Below are 18,775 nucleotides of genomic sequence, written 5' to 3' on the forward strand. Positions count from 1 at the left end.
TGGCTAAGCCAGGACCTGCCGCTTGGAGGAGATGACACCGGTGTCGAAGCCGGCAAGGTGGAGTCCGCCGTGGAAGCGGGCGTGCTCGATCTTGACGCACCGGTCCATCACGACGTCGAGACCGGCGGCTTCCGCTTCCTTGGCGACGTCCTCATGCCACGAGCCCAGCTGCAGCCACAGCGTCTTGGCGCCGGCCGCGATGGCCTCATCCAGGACACCGGGCAGGTCATCGTGCTTGCGGAACACGTCCACGATGTCGGGGCTCTCCGGGAGGTCCGCCAGCGACGCATAGGTGGGCTGCCCCAGGATTTCCTTGACTACCGGGTTGACGAAGTACACCTTGTAGCGGGTGGAGGACTGCAGGTAGGTCGCCACGAAGTAACTGGCCCGCGAGGGCTTGTCCGAGGCGCCCACAATCGCGAGGGACTTCGCCTGCCGGAGCAGGTTCAGGCGATCAGGCGCTGAGGGGCTTTCCCAAGTGCGGTCTTCGACAGACATCAGTTCGCTCCGATCGTGCAGGTGTCGGCCTCGACAAGCTCGACCACCGGTGTAGACGCAGCGTCCAGCGCCTGGTCGAGGTCCCAGAGGATGTCCTCGAGGTCCTCGAGCCCGATCGAAATCCGCACCAGGTCTTCCGGTACTCCCGCAGACTCAAGCTGGGCCGGGCTCAGCTGCTGGTGGGTGGTGGAGCCGGGGTGGATCACGAGAGTACGGGAGTCGCCGACGTTGGCCAGGTGCGAGGCCAGCTGGAGTGCCTCGATGAATTTCTGCCCGGCTGCGCGGCCGCCCTTGACACCGAAGGAGAATACCGAGCCTGGACCCAGGGGCAGGTACTTCTGCGCCCGCTCGAAGTGCGGGTGCGACGGCAATCCGGAGAAGTTGACGTACGCCACGCGCTCGTCCGCTTCGAGCCATTCGGCCACGGCCTGGGCGTTCTTCAGGTGCTCGTCGAGGCGCTGCGGAAGGGTTTCCACGCCCTGCAGCAGCTGGAACGCGGACTGCGGAGAGAGTGCGGGGCCGATATCCCGCAGCTGCTCGCAGCGGAGCTTGGTCAGGAAGCCATACTCACCGAAGTTGCCCCACCAGGAGACGTTGCCGTAGGAGGCCACGGGCTCGGTCATGGTGGGGAACTTGCCGTTGCCCCAGTTGAACCGGCCGCTCTCGACGATCACGCCGCCGAGGGTGGTGCCGTGTCCGCCGAGGAACTTGGTGGCGGAGTGGATGACGATGTCCGCCCCGTGCTCGATCGGCCGCACCAGGTACGGCGTGCTCAAGGTGGCGTCGACGACCAACGGAATGCCGGCGTCGCGCGCCACCTTTGCCAGCCCCTCAAGGTCCTGGACTTCCGACGACGGGTTGGCCACCACCTCGACGAAGATCGCCTTGGTGTTCTCCCGGACCGCGGCGGCGTAGTCCGCCGGGTCGGTGCCGGGGACGAACGTGGTGTCCACCCCGAAGCGGCGCAACGTGACGTCGAGCTGGGTGACCGTGCCGCCGTACAGCTGGGAGGCCGCCACGATGTGGTCGCCTGCCTGGGTGAGCGCGGCAAAGGTGATGAACTCCGCGGCCATGCCCGACGACGTCGCAACGGCTCCGATGCCGCCCTCCAGGGAGGCAATGCGCTCTTCGAACGCCGCCACCGTGGGGTTGCCGATGCGCGAGTAGATGTTGCCGTACTTCTGCAGGGCGAAGAGGTTGGCGGCGTCCTGGGTGTCCTTGAAGACGAAGGACGTGGTCTGGTAGATCGGGACGGCCCGCGCGCCGTGCTCGGCGTCGGGTGTGCCGCCGGCGTGAAGGGCCCGGGTGCGGAAGCCGAACTTGCGGTCCGCCATTACGCGTTCACCAGCCCGGTGGTTTTTGACGCGTCGGCGGCCACGGGCGTGCCGGACAGGTCCAGTTCGGTGCCGTTCCTGCGGGCGAGGTCAGCCTCGAGTTCGCGGACGATCGGCAGGATGTCCTGGCCGAACGCGGCGACTTCCTCCTGGAAGTGCAGGTAGCCGGTAAGGAAAAGGTTTACGCCGATCTTCTTGTACTCCACGATCCGCTCGGCGATCTGTTCCGGGGTGCCGATCAGCTGGGTCTTGAAGCCGTCGTTGTACTGGACCAGGTCCTCGAAGCTTGAGTCGGCCCACATGCCCTTGCCGTCCTTGGTGGATGCTCCGGCTTCCTGGACGGCGGCGCGGAAACCTTCGACGGCGGGCTTGTGCGCCTTCTCCACGATTTCGCGGAGGGTGTCGCGGGCTTCCTTTTCGGAGTCGCGGGCAATGACGAAGCCGTTGAGGCCAAACCGCGGGGCCGGGAGCGAGCCGTCCGTGCCGCGGCCGCTTTCTCCTGCGGCGGCCACCACTCCCGCGATGTTCTCCTTGAAGCCTTCCAGGTCCTTGCCGTTGGAAAAGTACCAGTCGGCCACTCGGCCGGCGGTGGCCTGGGCCGCGGTGGAGTTGCCGCCGAAGAAGATCTCCGGGTGCGCGCGGCCCGGTACGTCCACCGGGGCCGGGTTCAGGGTGAAGTCGGTGATGTTGTAGTACTTGCCGGACTGGCTGTACTCCTGCTCGGTCCACAGGCCACGCAGGACCCTGATGAATTCCTCGGTGCGCACGTAGCGTTCGTCGTGTTCCAGCCACTCCAGGCCGAAGTTGGTGAACTCGTTCTTGAGCCAGCCGGAGACGATGTTGACGGCGGCACGGCCGTTGGAGATGTGGTCCGTGGTGATGATGTACTTGGCCAGCACGCCGGGGTGCCACATGCCGGGGTGGACGGCCGAAATGACCTTCAGCCGCTCCGTGGCCGCCAGCAGGGCCAGGCTGAAGGAGGTCGCCTCGTGCTGCTTGTCAGCGCCGTAGGAGGCGGCGTACCGGGTCTGGGTCAGGGCGTACTCGAAGCCGGAGTCCTCTGCGATCCGGGCCAGCTTCTTGTTGTAGTCGAAGTCCCAGCTGGTCCGCTGCTCGATGGTGGAGACCACCAGGCCGCCGGAAACGTTCGGCACCCAGTAGGCGAACTTGAGTGGTTCGGAAAGACGGGCAACGCTGCTGATGTCGTTCATGATTGTTCCTTTACTTCTGTCCGTTGAGGGGAGACTGCTTCTGCCCAATGAGGGAGGCGGCGTAGCCGGCCAGGGCTTCCTGGATGCCGGCTATCGCCGGCTCGTTCTGGAGTGAGGTGGTGTCGCCGAGGGTGGTTCCCTCGAAAAGCTGGGTGAGCAGGCGGCGCATGATCTTGCCACTGCGGGTCTTGGGTACGTCAGGAACGACGACGACGTCGCGCGGCTTGGCGATCGGCCCGATCGCCCTCGCGACGTGGTCTCGGAGTTCGGTGGCAACCTCCGCCGAAACCCCGCCCTTCAGCACAACGAACGCGACGATCGCGTGGCCGGTCTTCGGATCAGTCACCGGACAGACGCCGGCTTCCACCACGTCCGGGTGGGAGACGAGGGCTGATTCGATTTCGATGGTGGACAGCAGGTGGCCGGAGACGTTGAGGGTGTCATCCACCCGCCCCAGGATCCAGATGTCGCCGTCGTCGTCGTATTTGGCGCCGTCGCCGGCAAGGAACCAGCCCTGCTCCGCATACTTGCGCCAGTACGAATCGAAGTACCGCTGCGGGTTGCCCCAGACGGTGCGGGCAATCGCGGGTCCGGGGGAGTCAACCACGATGAATCCCTGGACGCCCGGCGGGACGGTGTTGCCGGCGTCGTCGACGATCCGGGTGCTGACGCCCGGCAGCGGGCGCGCCGCGCAGCCCGGCTTGAACTCGGTATCCGTCGGGGCGGGGGAGAGGATGGTGGCGCCGGTCTCGGACTGCCACCAGGTGTCCACCACCGGTGCGGTGCCTGCGCCGATGTTCTGCCGAAGCCAGCGCCAGGCTTCCGGGTTGACGGCTTCGCCCACGGTGCCGAGCATCCGGATGGAGGAGAGATCGTAGCTGTCCGGGACGCCGTCCGGGAACCAGCCCATGAACGAGCGGACCAGGGTGGGCGCGGTGTAGTACTGCGTCACGCCGTACCGTTCGATGATCTCGAAGTGCCGGCCCGGATGCGGCGTGTTCGGCGTGCCTTCGAAGATCACCTGGGTGGCGCCGTTGGAGAGCGGCCCGTAGATCTCGTAGGTGTGGGCGGTGACCCAGGCCAGGTCCGCGGTGCACCAGTGGACGTCCTGGTCCCGGAGTGCCGGGTCCGGGTTGCTGAAGAGGTACTCGAAGCTCCACGATGCCTGCGTCAGGTAGCCGCCGGAAGTGTGCACCAGGCCCTTGGGCTTACCGGTGGTCCCGGAGGTGTACATGATGAAGAGGGGAGTCTCGGCGTCGAACGCTTCCGGTTCGTGCACCTCGGAGGCCTGCCCGACGGCGTCGTGCCACCAGACGTCGCGGCCTTCAGTCATGGGGACCGTCGCCAGCTGGTCCGCAGGAGTGGTGCGGTTGACCACCAGCACGTGTTCGATGGCGTTGTCCCCGGCAACAGCGGCATCCGCGTTGTCCTTGACCGGCACTGCCACGCCGCGGCGGAACTGGCCGTCCGTGGTGACCAGGAGCTTGGCACGGGTGTCCTCCACGCGGAACTTAAGAGCCTCGGCGGAGAACCCGCCGAACACGAGGGAATGGATGGCGCCGATGCGCGCCACAGCGAGGGTGATGATGACGGTTTCGGGGATGACCGGGAGGTAGATGACCACACGGTCGCCCTTGGTGATGCCGAGCGCGAGGAGCGCATTGGCGGCCTTGGACACTTCCCGCTGAAGCTCGGCATAGGTGATGGCGCGGCGGTCGCCGGGTTCGCCTTCGAAGTGGAGTGCCACCTTGTCACCGCGGCCGGCGGCAACATGGCGGTCCACGCAGTTGTAGGCGACGTTGAGCCTGCCGCCCTCGAACCAGGTGATTTCCGGTCCGGTGCCGGTTTCCACGTCTGCCGGAACGCGCCGGTGCGCGGTATGCCAGGGCTTGCCGCCGTTGTTTCCAGTGGGTGCTCCGCCGGACGGTTCCGCCCAGTCGAGGCGGAGGGCCTGTTCCTCCCAGAAAGCAACGTTGGTGATACTGCGGTGACGCGCCGGTCCGTCAGTGGGGACGCCGTGCACTGCGTCGTCCGTGGGCTCGGTCAGGGACCATCCCGAAGAGCCGCGAGAGGAGCCGGGCGCGTCACGCAGCCCTGCTTCGTTCGCCGTCGCGTCCGAAGTGGTTTGTGGGGTTGCCTCGGACGGAATCCGGGCAAGGGTGGGCAGGGCAGAAGAACTTTCAGGGGTCATTACAGCACTCCATCGGTCCTGGCAGTAGCACCCCTTGTTCCAAATGGTTCCTCGAAAGAGGGGGAACAGCTCCGTGGGAATGGTCGTCTCACGTCACCGGGGGTTGCTGCGGCTTCATCGATCCAGGTCTCTCGGCCGCTCGGGATGGTCACTACCAACTAGAACCGAAATGCACGATTTCACAAAATCCGGGCATTGAGCGCTGTCATATTCGGTCATCACCAGGGTATGCGCGGATCTTCATTCACTTATTCGGGAATCGACCTGAAAGTCCGCAGGAGTAAGGTTGATGCATGTCCCACGTTAACGATCCGGCAGTCATTGACCGACTCATGCGAACCAAAGGCACGTGGGCAATCGTCGGCCTGACCACCAATGAATGGCGCTCGGCGTACGACGTCTCCCTGTACATCCGGGACCGGATGGGCATGGAAATCATTCCGGTCAACCTCCCCGGCGATGACGTTCACGGCGAGAAGGGATACCGCTCCCTGGCGGACATACCCGCGGAAAAGCACCCGATCGACGTCGTGGACTGTTTTGTGAACTCCCACAGGGTGGGGGCCGTCATAGACCAGGCCATCGCGGTGGGCGCTAAGGCGGTGTGGCTGCAGCTCGGCGTATTCGACGACGCCGCGGTGGAGCGTGCCAAGGCCGCCGGATTGGACGTGGTGGTCAACTCGTGCCCCGCCCGCGAAGGCTGGCGCGTGGGCATCTAGCCGCTGCGGGAAGCCGTGCAGCCGGATAGGCTCGTGCCATGGACGTTGACACCCTCCGGGAGATCTGCCTGAGCTTTCCCGGCGCCTTCGAAGACTTTCCATTCGGTCCGGAAACCTCCGTCTTCAAGGTGCGGGCAGCCGTGGCGGGCGGTTCGCGGCCGGATGCCAAGATGTTCGCCGCGTCCGCGATGGATCCGGCTGACTGGTCCGTGAGCCTCAAGTGCGAGCCCGCCCTGGCCGAACAGCTCCGGGCCATTCATCCGGAAATCACCGGCGCCTGGCATATGAACAAGACGCACTGGAACGGGGTCCGGCTGGACGGATCGCTGCCGGATGACATGATCCGGGACATGGTGGAGGACTCCTACGACCTGGTGGTGGCCACAATGAGCCGGAAGCAGCGCGAACAGCTGGAATGGGCCGGGCTCGCCCGGGGTGAAGGCGCATGAAGAGCCGCGTCGCCCGGGGCAGCCTCAATTACCCGGGGATTGGTTCCACCGAACACGGCCGGACGCCGGATGGGACCCCCTGCGTGGTGACCCAGGCCTACCTCGGCGAGGGTGCGGCACTCTACCGGCGGGTGGCCCACGGGATCCTGGCCTGGCAGCTGCAGAAACGGTCCGGGCTGCGGGTCCGCGCCGACTCCGACTTCGTGGTGCCCGGCGCCCGCGTGGTGAGCGGATTCGGCGTCGGACCTTTCCGGATCAGCGCGCCCTGCGAGGTGGTATGGGTACGCAGGCCGGTGCCCGGCGACGGGCCGCAAAGCGCGGGTTTCGGTTACGGGACCCTGCCCGGCCATCCGGTGCGGGGCGAGGAAGCCTTTGAAGTGGAGCTGGACAGCCAGGGGCGCGTGTTCCTCAAGATCACTGCCTTCAGCCGGCCCGCCAACTGGTTTTACGCGGCCGGAAGCGCCGTCGCAGCACGTGCACAAAGGCACGTCACTTCCCGATACATTGGGAGTGCGCACGAACTGGCCGCAGGTGAAAGCTGATCAGGAGCAGGTGGATGCTGGAACAGAAAACCCTTGACGAATTGTGGAACTTCGACGACCCCGCCGGATCGGAAGCCCGTTTCCGGACGGCGGCCGCAGACGATAACTACGACGCCGACGAACAGGCCGAGTTTGCCACCCAGGTGGGCCGGGCCATCGGGCTGCAGGGCCGCTACGAGGAAGCCGACGCACTCCTGGACGCGATCGATGCTGACGAGCCCACTGTCGCCGTCCGTGTGCTCCTGGAGCGGGGACGCCTGCTGAACTCCAGCGGGCACGCCGCGATGGCCGTGCCGCTGTTTGAACAAGCCGCCGAACTGGCGGACCACCTCAGTGAGGAATTCCTGGCCGTCGACGCGCTGCACATGCTGGCGATCGCGGATCCTGAGCATGCCGAGTCCTGGACCCGCAGCGCCCTGGAGTATGCTTCCACGGTGCACGATCCGCGGACCAGGCGCTGGATGGTCTCGCTGCACAACAACCTGGGTTGGACGCTGCACCAGGGCGGGCGCTTTACCGAGGCCCTGGTTGAGTTTCAGCTTGCCGAACAGTGGGCGGAGCGCGTCGGCACACCCCAGCAGCAGGAATGGGCCCGTGAGGCGATCGAGGAGTGCCAGCATTCCCTCGCCGCCGGCCGGCCGTAGAAAGACAACGAGCCCTAGAAAAACAACGAAAGGCATAACCCCGTGATCTTCATTGTCGTCAAGTTCAAGGTCAAGCCGGACTGGTCGGATAAGTGGCTGGGCCTGGTGGAGGACTTCACCCAGGCGACGCGTCAGGAGCCCGGCAACCTGTGGTTCGACTGGTCCCGCAGCGTGGAGGACCCCAACGAGTTTGTCCTCGTGGAAGCCTTCAAGGACGATGCCGCCGGCGACCACGTCAATAGCGCACACTTCCAGAAGGCGATGGCGGACATGCCCCAGGCCCTCGCTGAGACGCCCCGCATCATCAGCCGCCAGCTCGACGGCGACGGCTGGGACCGCATGGGCGAACTCACCATCGCCTAGCCCGGGAAGGACCGCCCCATGTGGATCGGATGGATTGAGTTCGACATTCTCCTGGGCGACGTTCACAGCCTCAAGGAGAAGCGATCCGTGGTGCGGCCGCTGCTGGCGGAGCTGAAACGGCGCTTTGAGGTCTCGGTGGCGGAAGTGGGTGACCACGAACAGTACCGGCGCACGCAGCTGGGCGCCGGACTGGTTGCCGCCGACCGGGCGCACCTCGTGGAGGTGCTCACCGCCGTCGAACGCTTCGTCGCCAACCGCCCCGAGCTGGAACTCCTTAGCGCCCGGCAACGGGAGCTTCGCAGCGACGACTGACCCCGCCGTTAACCGCGAACGGACACTTGAGGCCTCCCGGAAGGGAGCTCAAGTGTCCGTTCGCGCTTGGAACCGGGGCTAGCCGAAGTATTTCGGCAGGGTGGCCTCGTGGGCTTCGCGGAGGGCTTCGAGGGACAGGGCGTCCACGCCGTTGATCTCCAGCTGGCCGCTGGCTGCGTCCACCACGCCGATGCGGGTGTGGGCGAAGCCGCGGGCCGTGCACATGTCCGTGAAGCGGACTTCCTCGGAGCGCGGCACGCCAACAATGGCGCGGCCCTGCGTCTCGGAGAACAGCGCCGTGAACAGGTCCACGCCGTCGCGGTCCATGACATCCTGGAGGGCAATCCGTGCGCCCACGCCGTAGCGCAGGGCGGACTCCACGAGCGCTGCCGCGAGGCCGCCCTCGGAGAGGTCGTGCGCGGAGTCCACCATGCCGTCGCGGGAGGCGTTGATCAGGATTTCACCCAGCGCGCGTTCGGCGGCGAGGTCAACCTTCGGCGGCTGCCCGCCAAGGTGGCCGCGCATGTTGGCCCACTCGGAACCGTCCAGTTCGGCCGCCGTGGTGCCCAGCAGGTAGATGGCCTGGCCGTCTTCCTTCCAGCCCGACGGCGTGCGGCGTGCGACGTCGTCGAGCTTGCCCAGCACTGCTACCACGGGGGAGGGGTGGATCGGCGTGGTGCCCGTCTGGTTGTACAGCGAGACGTTGCCGCCGGTGACCGGGATGCCCAGCACCATGCAGGCGTCGGACAGGCCGCGGATGGCCTCGGCGAGCTGCCACATGACGTCCGGGTCCTCGGGGGAACCGAAGTTCAGGCAGTCGCTGACGGCCATCGGCACCGCGCCGGAGGTGGCGACGTTGCGGTACGCCTCGGCCAGCGCGAGCTGTGCGCCGTGGTACGGGTCGAGGTAGGTGTAGCGGCCGTTGGCGTCAGTGGCCAGGGCCACGCCCAGGCCGGTTTCCTCGTCAACGCGGACCACGCCGGCGTCGTCCGGGAACGCCATGGCGGTGTTGCCGCCGACGTAGCGGTCGTACTGGTTGGTGATCCAGGATTTGTCGCACATGTTCGGCGAAGAAATGAGCTCGGTGACGGCGGCGGCCAGTTCCTTGGGAGCGGAAGGGCGGCCGGCATCCTGCACGGACCCGGTGAAAGCGTCGGCCTGAACGGCGTCCTGCCATTCCGGGCGGGCAAACGGGCGGTCATAGACCGGACCGTCGTGGGCCACGGTGCGCGGGTCGACGTCGACAATGACCTCGCCTTCCCACGTGATGATCAGGCGGCCGGTGTCGGTCACCTCGCCCAGCCAGGAGTACTCCACGGCCCACTTGTCCATGACGGCTTCGAAGGCGGCGACGTTCTCGGGGGTCACCACCGCCATCATGCGTTCCTGCGACTCGGACATCAGGATCTCGCCCGGGGTCAGCGTGGGATCGCGCAGCAGCACGGAGGTCAGCTCGACTTCCATGCCGCCGTCGCCGTTGGAGGCGAGCTCGGAGGTGGCGCAGGAAATGCCCGCGGCGCCGAGGTCCTGGATGCCCTCAACGAGGGAACCCTTGAACAGCTCGAGGCAGCACTCGATCAGGACCTTCTCGGCGAACGGGTCGCCCACCTGGACGGCGGGACGCTTGGACGGCTTGGTGTCGTCGAAGGACTCGGAGGCCAGCACGGAGGCGCCGCCGATGCCGTCGCCGCCGGTGCGGGCGCCGAACAGCACCACCTTGTTGCCCTTGCCGGAGGCGTTGGCGAGGCGGATGTCCTCGTGGCGCATGACGCCGACGGCCAGTGCGTTGACCAGCGGGTTGCCCTGGTACACGGAGTCGAAGACCATCTCGCCGCCGATGTTGGGCAGGCCGAGGGAGTTGCCGTAGCCGCCGATGCCGGCCACTGCCCCGTGCATGACGCGTGCGGTGTCCGGGTGGTCGATGGCGCCGAAGCGCAGCGGATCCATCACGGCCACCGGGCGGGCACCCATGGAGATGATGTCGCGGACGATGCCGCCGATGCCCGTTGCCGCGCCCTGGTAGGGCTCAACGAACGACGGCGAGTTGTGGGACTCGATCTTGAACGTCACGGCCCAGCCGTCGCCCAGGTTCGTGACACCGGCGTTTTCGCCGATGCCCACCAGCATGTCCTTCTTCATCTCGTCCGTCACCTTGTCGCCGAACTGGCGCAGGTGGTTCTTGGAGGACTTGTAGGAGCAGTGCTCGCTCCACATCACGGAGTACATGGCGAGCTCGGCGCCGGTCGGGCGGCGGCCAAGGACTTTGACAACCTCGTCGAACTCATTCTGCTTCAGGCCCAGCTCGGCCCAGGGGAGCTCGACGTCCGGGGTCTTGGCCGCGTTCTCCACGGTGTCGATGTTGAACTTCTTGCTGACGGTTTCAGCTGAGGTACTCACTTTGCGCCTCCCACAATCTTGTTCAATACGGAGGTGAAGAACCCGAGGCCGTCGGTGTCGGAACCGCCGACTCCGGCGGAGCCGGACAACCCCGTCTCCGGGCCGAAGCCGGGCTCCACGGCGTGCTCGGGGTGGGGCATGAGGCCCACCACGTTGCCGGCGGCGTTGGAGATGCCGGCGATGTCGCGGCGGGAGCCGTTCGGGTTGAAGCCCACGTAGCGGAACACCACGCGGCCTTCGGCCTCGAGGGCGTCCAGGACCTTCTCATCGGCGATGTACTGGCCGTCCTGGTTCTTCAGCGGAATGGTGATTTCCTGGCCGGCGGCGTAGTCGCTGGTCCAGGCGGTGGTGTTGTTTTCGACGCGCAGGACCTGGTCGCGGCACATGAACTTCAGGTGGTCGTTCTTGATCATCGAACCGGGCAGCAGGTGCGACTCGGTGAGGATCTGGAAGCCGTTGCAGATGCCCAGGACAGGCAGCCTGGCGTCCGAGTTTGCGGCGTCGATAATTTTCGCCATCAGCGGCGCGAAGCGTGCGATTGCGCCGGCGCGGAGGTAGTCGCCGTAGGAGAAACCGCCGGGAATCACGACGGCGTCAACGTCGCCAAGGGTGGTGTCTGCGTGCCAGAGTTCCACCGGAGTAGCGCCTGCCAGCCGGACCGCACGGGCGGCATCGCGGTCATCCAGGGTTCCGGGGAAGGTGACGACGCCGATGCGGGCGCCGGCGAGCCGCGGGTTGGCCGCAACGGCTACCGCCTCGCCAATCAGGGGGAGTTCAGTCATGTCAGGCCTCGACGACCTCGACGTTGACGACATCCTCGATGACGGGGTTGGACAGCAGGGTTTCGGCGGCGTTTCGGGCCTGGGCCAGGATCTCCTCGGTCACCTCGCCGTCGACAGTGAGTTCAAAGCGCTTGCCCTGGCGGACAGAGCTAAAGGCAGTGAAGCCCAGCCGGGGGAGTGCACCCACGATGGCCTTCCCCTGCGGGTCCAGAATCTCGGGCTTGGGCATGACGTCGACAACGATCCGGGGCATCCGGCAACTCCTGTGCGTGAGCGTTGGGTAAGGGCGCAGCGGAGTGGTGCCGTCTCACGCTGGTCTGCTGCTGTATTTACAGCCACTGCGGACTCCAAACATAAGACAGCGGGAACGAGCGCTCCGCGAGCTTGCTAGCCCATTCTACCGGGCGGAATGCGCCAGGCCGCATTCGCGGGCGGACTGTGAAATGGGGCACTCGCCGGGGGGTGAAGCGCGACGCCTGCTCTGGTGGGACGTTGGCGCGCTCAGTAGGATGGCGGCATGGCTCAGAAACCCAAATCCGTCCTTCTCCCGGTCGTGGCCGCCGCAGTGTTTGCCGGGCTGGGCCGAATGGTGATGCAGAAGATCAAAGCCGATCGCGCCGCCAGGGAAACAAAAGTGGCCGGCCCCATTGACGAGAAAACGCGCGCCTGGATCAGCGAAGTGGTCCGCACGCCGCGACAGTAGCCAATACGCCTGGCGGCACGAGGGCCGCAAAATAGTCGCCTGACACCTCTGGTCAATGTGATTCACTGCACTCTAAGGTTGTAGGACGTTGTATGTGGCATGTGGGACAAGTCGCTATGCCCGACACGTTTTCGCACTGCTGCCCTAGGGCGGCTACCTGAAAGGACAGTGGATTTGAAACTCAAAAAGAGGGAGCCGGCCGGCAGGGCCGGCTCCGTGGGCCGGGTGGCCGCCGCAGGGCTCCTTGGGATGGCGCTGATCGCGGGACCCGGGTTGCCGGCCAGGGCCGAGCCGGCTCCGCCCTCCAATCCGGCAGCCGCCCCGGGCACCTTCGCGGAAGCGAACATTGCCGCGGACCGGACGGCCGCCAATTTCTTTTACCGTATTCCCGCGCTCACCTACCTCGGGAACGACGTTGTACTTGCAGCGTGGGACGGCAGGCCCGGGAGCTCGGCCGACGCGCCGAACCCGAACTCGATCGTGCAGCGCCGCAGTATCGACGGCGGCGCAACGTGGGGTCCTTTGACCGTCATCGCTGCCGGCCATGTGGCTGATGCCAGCGGCCCCAAATACGGGTTCAGTGATCCGTCGTACATCTACGACGCTGAGGCGAACAAAGTGTTCGCCCTGTTCGTTTACTCAAAGGATGCCGGCTTCTCTGCCAGCACCTACGGCAACGACGACGCCGACAGGAATGTCATTTCCTCGGCCGTGGTGGAGTCCGCCGACGAAGGCCGCACCTGGAGCCAGCCCCGGTTCATCACAAGCGTCACGAAACCCGGAAGCAGTAAGACCAACCCGCAGCCGGGTGACGTACGCACCAACTTCGCGGCATCCGGTGAGGGGATCCAGCTCAAGTACGGCGCTCACAAAGGCCGGTTGATTCAGCAGTACTCGGGTTACGTGCGTCAAGCCAACGGTTCGGAACTCTTCCAGGCCTACAGCGTCTATTCAGATGACCATGGCGCAACGTGGCACAAAGGGGCCCCGATCGGCGACCGCATGGACGAGAACAAGACCGTGGAACTCTCCGACGGCAGGGTGCTGCTGAATTCGAGGGACAGCGGGAACGGCGGCTATCGCAAAGTGGCCGTGTCCACCGACGGCGGCGCCAGCTACGGGCCGGTTACGCAGGACACCGAACTGCCGGACCCTGCCAACAACGGGTCAATCTCCCGGATGTACCCGGCCGCACCGGAGGGCTCAGCCGAGGCAAGGAAGCTGATCTTCACCAATTCCAACTCCAAGGCCGCCAGGGAAAACGTCTCGGCGCGGGTGTCCTGTGACGACGGAGCAACGTGGCCCGGTGTCCGCACCATCCGTCCCGGCTTCTCCGCGTATTCAACCATTACCCGCCTGGCCGAGGGCAAGTTCGGCGTCCTGTACGAGGCGAACTACACGGACAACATACAGTTCGCCAGTTTCGACGACGCCTGGCTGAACTATGTCTGCGCTCCCGTGAACGTGCCCGCACAAACCATTGCGCCCGGTGTTGCGCAGCAGGTTCCGGTGACAGTTACCAACCAGGAAGCCCACGTCCTGTCGGGCGCCCGGGCCAGTATCTATACGCCAGCGGGATGGTCCGCCGCCACTGTGGACGTTCCTGACCTTGCAACGGGTAGCTCGGCCACGGTGAACGTCCAGCTCACACCGCCGGCCGGAGCTTCGGGTCCAACTTCCCTCAATGCGGCTTTCACCACTGCCGACGGAAGAGTGTCCCAGTACACGTTCGTTGCCAACAGTCCGGTAGCTCCCCAGGTTGGCCTGACCATCGCAGGCTCAGCGCCGGCACGGGACGTGGCGGCGAACCCGTACAAGGAAGGCGAGGTGCTGTCTTACACCTTCGCGGTCAAGAGCACGTCGAACGTCACGTCCAATGCCGTCCCCCTTTCCGGGACCTTCGAGACCGGGTTCCTGCCGCCGTCGGCCCCTAACTGCCGGTACAACAACCTTGCCGCCGGTGCCAGCTACAACTGCACGACGCCTAAGCACACGCTTACTCCTGAAGACATAGCGCGCGGCTACCTCGTCCCTGTGGCTGAGTTCACCGTCACGGCCTCCGGCAATACGGCACTGACGAAGGCAGTGTCCTTCAAAGGAGCAGCCGTACCGTTGCGGGATGGCCTGCTGGCCGGATCGATCAGCGGTGCCCGGAATGATGCCGGACGTGACCTCGCCGTGCAGCCGTATGCAGCCGGCGAGCAGGTGCCCTACACGTTTACCGTCAGCAACACCGGCCCCCTGGCCGCGGACGTTGTGCCGATTGCCGGCAATTTCTCACCCCTCGTACCCCCGGGCGCGGGAAACTGCCGGTGGCTCAACCTTGCCGCGGGAGGATCCTACGCATGCTCCACACCGCGGCACACCGTGACCCAAAAAGAGGCGGAGGAGGGATTCTTCCGTGCCGACTCCACTTGGACAGTTGCTGCGTCCGGGCAGAGCAGCCGGGAATACCGTGTGGACGGCGGCGAAGTGGACCTCGCGATCCGGAACCCGAAGCTGGACGGCACGATCTCGGCTGAATGGGCCGATGCCGACGGCGACCGCTACGCGAGTGCCGGGGATTCCGTCACCTACACCTACGGCGTGGGAAATGCCGGCAATGTCGCGCTGACCGGCGTCACGGCTACGGATGCCGGCATTTCAGTGGACAGGCTGGGCATCGGGGAGACAGCAACGGCAACCAGGGTGCACATCCTGACTCCCGCAGATATCGCGGCCGGCCAGTTGCCGGCCTCTCCGTTTGCCGCCTCTGCATCCAACGGGTCGCGGAACGTGCGCGTTGACGTGCAGGCCGGAGCGGTGGCCCTGCGGCTTCAGCCAGCCAAACCGGCGGCCGTTCCGGTGTTGACGGTCCAGGATTTCGACGGGCAGGTTCCGCCCGTCGACCTGGACACCAATGAAAAATACCGTAACGGCGAGAAGGTGACGCTCCGCGGCCTTCCCCACGGCCAGTGGTATTACGTCTACCTGAACAAGCACGGCTTCCGCCTCGGCTGGATCTTTCCCACCACGGCGGACACGGTGGAGTTCCTCCTGCCCTCCACTGTGCAGAACGGGCGGGACGACGTGGTGGTCCTGGATTCCGAAGGGAAGCAGGTTTCCTTTGACCGACTTCAGGTCACACCGAAAGGGTCCATCGGCTGACGTGGAGCAAGCAGAGTGACCGCGTCGTGAACCGTGGCGCCGGGCGGGCGGGAAACCGCCCGCCCGGCGTCGCGGTTTTCCCTTCCGGGCTTCTCGCTGTGCCCGGTCGGAGCCTCGAATGACAAAAGTACAACGACTGTTGTGTCCTATGTCATATTTGGCTCTCACTCTGTACTGTTTGACTCGGCTGGTCTCGCCGGATGACAGGAACTGTCGATTCGGCTGCCTCTTTCCCAGCTGACCGAGACCGGCCGCACGCCGGACCCGTACCTCATGAAAGGTTTCAGTCGCTCGTGAAATCAAAAGGAACAAGCCTTGTCCGGGTCGGGGGACTCCGGAAGGCGGCAGCACTGGCTGTTGGCCTCCCGCTGCTTCTCTCCTCCGTCGCAGTGGGTCCCGCTACCGCGGCGCCTGCCGAACCCAGCGGAGTCGAACAGGCCAAAAACGTCAACCCGACAGACTACAAGGACGGCCGTTACATCGTGGTCCTCGCCGAGAAAGCCGCGGCAGCGTACGACGGCGGAACGGCCGGCATAGCGGCAACCAAGCCGCAACAGGGCCGCAAACTTGATTCCGGCAGCCAGAACTACAAGGCCTACGACGCGCACCTCCGCAAGACCCAGCGGGAGGTCGCGTCCAAGCAGGGCGTCACCCCGTCCAAGCAGTTCACAGGCGCGCTCAACGGCTTCGTGGCTGAGCTCACGGCGGTGCAGGCAGCCGAGCTTGCCAAGGACAGCAACGTGCTTGTGGTGGCACCGGACGTGGAGAACGCCCCGGATTACACCACCACCGACTTCCTGAAGCTCACAGGCAGCGACGGCGCCTGGGCAAAGCAGTTCGGCGGCGAATCCGGAGCCGGCAAGGGCGTGGTGGTCGGTGTGATCGACTCCGGCTACGCCCCGGACAATCCCTTCCTGCAGGGGGATGCAGTGCAGCCGCTCAAGGGCAAGGCACAGGTGGGCGTCCCGTATCTCACCGCGGACGGCAAGATCGCCATGCTCAAGTCGGACGGCACGACTTTCCAGGGCGAATGCCAGAAGGGCATCGAATCAGGGGCATCCTTCGACGGAACCCTCTGCAACTCCAAGGTGGTCAGCGCCCGCTACTTCGCCGACTCCTTCCGTCAGTACGTGACACCCGAACACCGAGCCCCGGAGGAACTGATCTCCCCGGTGGACGTGGGCAGCCATGGCACACACACGGCCACCACCGCCGCCGGCAACGCCAACGTGGAACAGGTGATCGACGGCGCCAGCTTCGGCAAAAGCTCCGGCGTCGCCCCGGCAGCGAAAGTCTCCGTCTACAAGGTCTGCTGGGAAGACGACAATCCCAACACCGGCGGCTGCTATTCGTCCGCCTCGGTCGAAGCCGTTGACGCAGCCATTAAGGACGGCGTGGACGTCCTTAACTACTCCATTTCCGGCAACACCAACAGCACGACTGATCCCGTGGCCCTGGCGTTCCTGAATGCGGCTGCCGCAGGCGTGTTCGTCTCGGCATCGGCAGGCAACTCCGGCCCCGCCGTCTCCACGGTGAACCACGCCTCGCCGTGGCTGACCACCGTCGCGGCCTCGACATTCCCCAGCGACCTGCTCGGCACGGTGAAGGTGTCCGACGGCAGCATGTTCCGGGGCGCGTCCATCATGAAATCGGAAGTCAAGGACGCCGCCGTGGTGGTGGCCGCCGACGCAGCTGCACCGGATGCGCCTACTGCCGCGAACCTTTGCGGCCCGGGAACGCTGGACGCCGCCAAGGTCACCGGCAAGGTGGTGGTCTGTGACCGCGGTGTCGTGGACCGGACGGCGAAGAGCCTTGAGGTCCAGGCGAAGGGCGGCGTTGGCATGATCCTGGTCAACCTGACCTCCAGCTCCGAGGACGCGGACAACCATGTCGTGCCCACCGTCCACGTCAATGCCCCCAAGAGCCTGGAACTGAAGTCCAAGCTTTCTGCCAAGCCGGCGCTCACGGTGAGCCTCGTCAAGGGCGATCTCACCGGCGAGCCATTGCCGCCGGCACCCCAAGTGGCCGGCTTCTCCTCTCGGGGCCCGAGCCTGGCCTCCGGCGGGGACCTCCTGAAGCCGGACATCTCCGCTCCCGGCGTGAATGTCCTCGCGGGCGTTTCCACCATCGGCAACAACGGCGCACAGTTCGGCTTCATGTCCGGAACCTCCATGGCTGCCCCGCATATTGCGGGATTCGGAGCCCTGGTGCTCAGCAAGCAGCCCACCTGGTCGCCTGCCATGGTCAAGTCCGCCATGATGACCACCGCCTACCCGCTGGTCAACGCGGACGGCACTCCCAACCGGAACCCGTTTGAAGGCGGCGCAGGGCACATTGACGCCACCCGCGTGCTGGATCCGGGCCTCGTGTACAACTCGGACATCAAGCAGTGGCTGGCCTTCCTGAACGGCCAGGGCGTGGAGACCGGTGCACCACAGGCCGGCAGCATTGCCGCACGCAACCTCAACCTGCCGTCCATTGCCCTGGGCAGCCTCGTGGGCGAGATCCAGGTCAAGCGCCAGCTCACTGCGCTGGTCCCGGGGAGCTACCGGCCCGCTGTGGACATGCCCGGTGTCGGTGTCCATGTGGAGCCGCAGGTGCTGAACTTCGCCAAGGCGGGGCAGACCCGTGAGGTCACCATCACCATCAAGAACGTCAGCGCACCGGTGGGCAAGTTCACTACGGGCACACTGACGTGGAAGGGGCCGCGCACGGTCAGCTCGCCCATTGCGGTCCGTCCGGTGGACGCCCAGATTGCGCCGTCGTTCTCCTTCAGCTCCGCGACCGGCACGGGCAGCGGCACCCTGGACCTGGTCTCCGGCTCGGATTCGCCCATCGCGGTGGGTGTTGAAGGGCTTGCACCGCTGTCCGAGACGGCCATCACCAAAACGCCCGGCGCTTACGCTGCAAAAAATGACGAACACAACGCACTCGTCAAGGTGGAGGTGCCCGCCGGTGCGACTTTCGCGCGGCTGGGCGTCCAGGCCGAATCGGACGACGTTGACTGGGACATGGTGGTTTACGCGCCCAACGGAAGCGGAGGCCTCGTGGCCACCCAGGTGGCAACGGCGTCGACCAGCGAGTTCCTGGACCTGGAATCGCCCCGTGCGGGCACCTACTACATCGTGGCGAACCTCTACTCCACCCCGGACAACGGGCCCGCGTCCGCGGTCGTCCAGACGGTCTCGTTCCCCGGAAAGCCGGAGACGAAGCTCGCCGTCAACCCGAATCCGATCATTGCCCCCAACGGTACGGCCACCACGGCGACAGCCAGCTGGACCGGCCTGGCACCGGGGTCCTACCTGGGCCGGCTGAGCCTGGGCGGAAACGGGATCAGGACGTGGATCAGCGTCAAGGTGGGCACCGGCACGGCGGCTGCCCCGGCCGGTGCCCCGGCGGTCACCCCCGTCGATGCCGTACCGGGGACCTAGCCCGGAACACCCTCAGCAAGTAAGAGAGCGTCATCAGGAACGTCCCGGTAGC

At 65.8% G+C, this 18,775-nt stretch carries 16 protein-coding genes; 9 read left to right on the forward strand and 7 right to left on the reverse strand.

Annotated elements, in window-relative coordinates; translation table 11 throughout:
* Positions 1-3: 3 nt before the first annotated feature.
* The 4 genes from ARTH_RS02705 to acs are packed head-to-tail and all read right to left on the reverse strand — an operon-like array spanning position 4 to position 5,234.
* Complete coding sequence (locus ARTH_RS02705; RefSeq protein ID WP_011690398.1) at positions 4-498, reverse strand: CoA-binding protein; 495 nt, start codon at positions 496-498, stop codon at positions 4-6.
* Positions 498-1,832 carry an O-acetylhomoserine aminocarboxypropyltransferase/cysteine synthase family protein gene (locus ARTH_RS02710; protein ID WP_011690399.1) on the reverse strand — a complete coding sequence of 445 codons (1,335 nt, stop codon included), beginning with the start codon at positions 1,830-1,832 and terminating at the stop codon, positions 498-500. The genes ARTH_RS02705 and ARTH_RS02710 overlap by 1 nt, the downstream gene beginning before the upstream one ends.
* Complete coding sequence (gene sfnG / locus ARTH_RS02715) at positions 1,832-3,043, reverse strand: dimethylsulfone monooxygenase SfnG (RefSeq protein WP_011690400.1); 1,212 nt, start codon at positions 3,041-3,043, stop codon at positions 1,832-1,834. The genes ARTH_RS02710 and sfnG overlap by 1 nt, the downstream gene beginning before the upstream one ends.
* Positions 3,044-3,053: 10 nt before the next feature.
* Entirely contained in the window at positions 3,054-5,234 is a 2,181-nt protein-coding gene (acs, locus tag ARTH_RS02720; RefSeq protein ID WP_232223575.1) for an acetate--CoA ligase, read from the reverse strand.
* Between the two features lie 293 nt (positions 5,235-5,527).
* Between acs and ARTH_RS02725 the strand changes: the two genes are divergently transcribed.
* Genes ARTH_RS02725 through ARTH_RS02750 form a run of 6 tightly spaced genes read left to right on the forward strand, consistent with a single transcriptional unit; the run spans position 5,528 to position 8,263 of the window.
* On the forward strand, positions 5,528-5,953 hold the full coding sequence (locus tag ARTH_RS02725) for a CoA-binding protein (protein WP_011690402.1): 426 nt from the start codon (positions 5,528-5,530) through the stop codon (positions 5,951-5,953).
* Positions 5,954-5,991: 38 nt separating this feature from the next.
* Positions 5,992-6,402, forward strand: a complete 411-nt coding sequence (locus tag ARTH_RS02730) for an MmcQ/YjbR family DNA-binding protein (RefSeq protein WP_011690403.1) — start codon at positions 5,992-5,994, stop codon at positions 6,400-6,402.
* Positions 6,399-6,944, forward strand: coding sequence for a DUF1990 family protein (locus ARTH_RS02735; RefSeq protein ID WP_011690404.1), 546 nt, complete (start codon positions 6,399-6,401; stop codon positions 6,942-6,944). The genes ARTH_RS02730 and ARTH_RS02735 overlap by 4 nt, the downstream gene beginning before the upstream one ends.
* 14 nt (positions 6,945-6,958) lie before the next feature.
* Positions 6,959-7,588, forward strand: a complete 630-nt coding sequence (locus ARTH_RS02740) for a hypothetical protein (RefSeq protein WP_011690405.1) — start codon at positions 6,959-6,961, stop codon at positions 7,586-7,588.
* Between the two features lie 42 nt (positions 7,589-7,630).
* Entirely contained in the window at positions 7,631-7,951 is a 321-nt protein-coding gene (locus tag ARTH_RS02745; protein ID WP_011690406.1) for a putative quinol monooxygenase, read from the forward strand.
* A gap of 18 nt (positions 7,952-7,969) precedes the next feature.
* The gene (locus ARTH_RS02750; RefSeq protein ID WP_011690407.1) at positions 7,970-8,263 is read left to right on the forward strand and encodes a DUF503 domain-containing protein; all 294 of its coding nucleotides are present in this window, start codon (positions 7,970-7,972) and stop codon (positions 8,261-8,263) included.
* A gap of 78 nt (positions 8,264-8,341) precedes the next feature.
* Here the strand turns inward: ARTH_RS02750 and purL are convergent, their stop codons facing one another.
* From purL to purS, 3 genes are read right to left on the reverse strand one after another with little or no spacing between them, the layout of a single operon-like run.
* Complete coding sequence (gene purL / locus ARTH_RS02755; protein ID WP_011690408.1) at positions 8,342-10,660, reverse strand: phosphoribosylformylglycinamidine synthase subunit PurL; 2,319 nt, start codon at positions 10,658-10,660, stop codon at positions 8,342-8,344.
* Positions 10,657-11,442, reverse strand: coding sequence for a phosphoribosylformylglycinamidine synthase subunit PurQ (gene purQ, locus ARTH_RS02760; RefSeq protein WP_011690409.1), 786 nt, complete (start codon positions 11,440-11,442; stop codon positions 10,657-10,659). The genes purL and purQ overlap by 4 nt, the downstream gene beginning before the upstream one ends.
* 1 nt (position 11,443) lies before the next feature.
* On the reverse strand, positions 11,444-11,695 hold the full coding sequence (purS, locus tag ARTH_RS02765; RefSeq protein WP_011690410.1) for a phosphoribosylformylglycinamidine synthase subunit PurS: 252 nt from the start codon (positions 11,693-11,695) through the stop codon (positions 11,444-11,446).
* Positions 11,696-11,959: 264 nt separating this feature from the next.
* Between purS and ARTH_RS02770 the strand changes: the two genes are divergently transcribed.
* The 3 genes from ARTH_RS02770 (at position 11,960) to ARTH_RS02780 (ending at position 18,723) form a co-directional block, all read left to right on the forward strand.
* Entirely contained in the window at positions 11,960-12,145 is a 186-nt protein-coding gene (locus ARTH_RS02770; protein WP_011694004.1) for a hypothetical protein, read from the forward strand.
* Between the two features lie 99 nt (positions 12,146-12,244).
* On the forward strand, positions 12,245-15,292 hold the full coding sequence (locus ARTH_RS02775; protein WP_011690411.1) for a DUF7507 domain-containing protein: 3,048 nt from the start codon (positions 12,245-12,247) through the stop codon (positions 15,290-15,292).
* 293 nt (positions 15,293-15,585) lie between these two features.
* Positions 15,586-18,723: a S8 family serine peptidase gene (locus ARTH_RS02780; RefSeq protein WP_011690412.1), complete on the forward strand. Its 3,138-nt coding sequence runs from the start codon at positions 15,586-15,588 to the stop codon at positions 18,721-18,723.
* The last annotated feature ends 52 nt before the right edge of the window (positions 18,724-18,775 follow it).

This window comes from Arthrobacter sp. FB24 (genome assembly GCF_000196235.1).
Lineage (GTDB): Bacteria > Actinomycetota > Actinomycetes > Actinomycetales > Micrococcaceae > Arthrobacter.

What these genes read in the sequence shown, in the direction of transcription:
- ARTH_RS02705 (WP_011690398.1), bottom strand. Translation starts at nt 498, where the DNA reads ATGTCTGTCGAAGACCGCACTTGGGAAAGCCCCTCAGCGCCTGATCGC.
- ARTH_RS02710 (WP_011690399.1), bottom strand. Translation starts at nt 1,832, where the DNA reads ATGGCGGACCGCAAGTTCGGCTTCCGCACCCGGGCCCTTCACGCCGGC.
- sfnG (WP_011690400.1), bottom strand. Translation starts at nt 3,043, where the DNA reads ATGAACGACATCAGCAGCGTTGCCCGTCTTTCCGAACCACTCAAGTTC.
- acs (WP_232223575.1), bottom strand. Translation starts at nt 5,234, where the DNA reads ATGACCCCTGAAAGTTCTTCTGCCCTGCCCACCCTTGCCCGGATTCCG.
- ARTH_RS02725 (WP_011690402.1), top strand. Translation starts at nt 5,528, where the DNA reads ATGTCCCACGTTAACGATCCGGCAGTCATTGACCGACTCATGCGAACC.
- ARTH_RS02730 (WP_011690403.1), top strand. Translation starts at nt 5,992, where the DNA reads ATGGACGTTGACACCCTCCGGGAGATCTGCCTGAGCTTTCCCGGCGCC.
- ARTH_RS02735 (WP_011690404.1), top strand. Translation starts at nt 6,399, where the DNA reads ATGAAGAGCCGCGTCGCCCGGGGCAGCCTCAATTACCCGGGGATTGGT.
- ARTH_RS02740 (WP_011690405.1), top strand. Translation starts at nt 6,959, where the DNA reads ATGCTGGAACAGAAAACCCTTGACGAATTGTGGAACTTCGACGACCCC.
- ARTH_RS02750 (WP_011690407.1), top strand. Translation starts at nt 7,970, where the DNA reads ATGTGGATCGGATGGATTGAGTTCGACATTCTCCTGGGCGACGTTCAC.
- purQ (WP_011690409.1), bottom strand. Translation starts at nt 11,442, where the DNA reads ATGACTGAACTCCCCCTGATTGGCGAGGCGGTAGCCGTTGCGGCCAAC.
- purS (WP_011690410.1), bottom strand. Translation starts at nt 11,695, where the DNA reads ATGCCCCGGATCGTTGTCGACGTCATGCCCAAGCCCGAGATTCTGGAC.
- ARTH_RS02770 (WP_011694004.1), top strand. Translation starts at nt 11,960, where the DNA reads ATGGCTCAGAAACCCAAATCCGTCCTTCTCCCGGTCGTGGCCGCCGCA.
- ARTH_RS02775 (WP_011690411.1), top strand. Translation starts at nt 12,245, where the DNA reads ATGTGGGACAAGTCGCTATGCCCGACACGTTTTCGCACTGCTGCCCTA.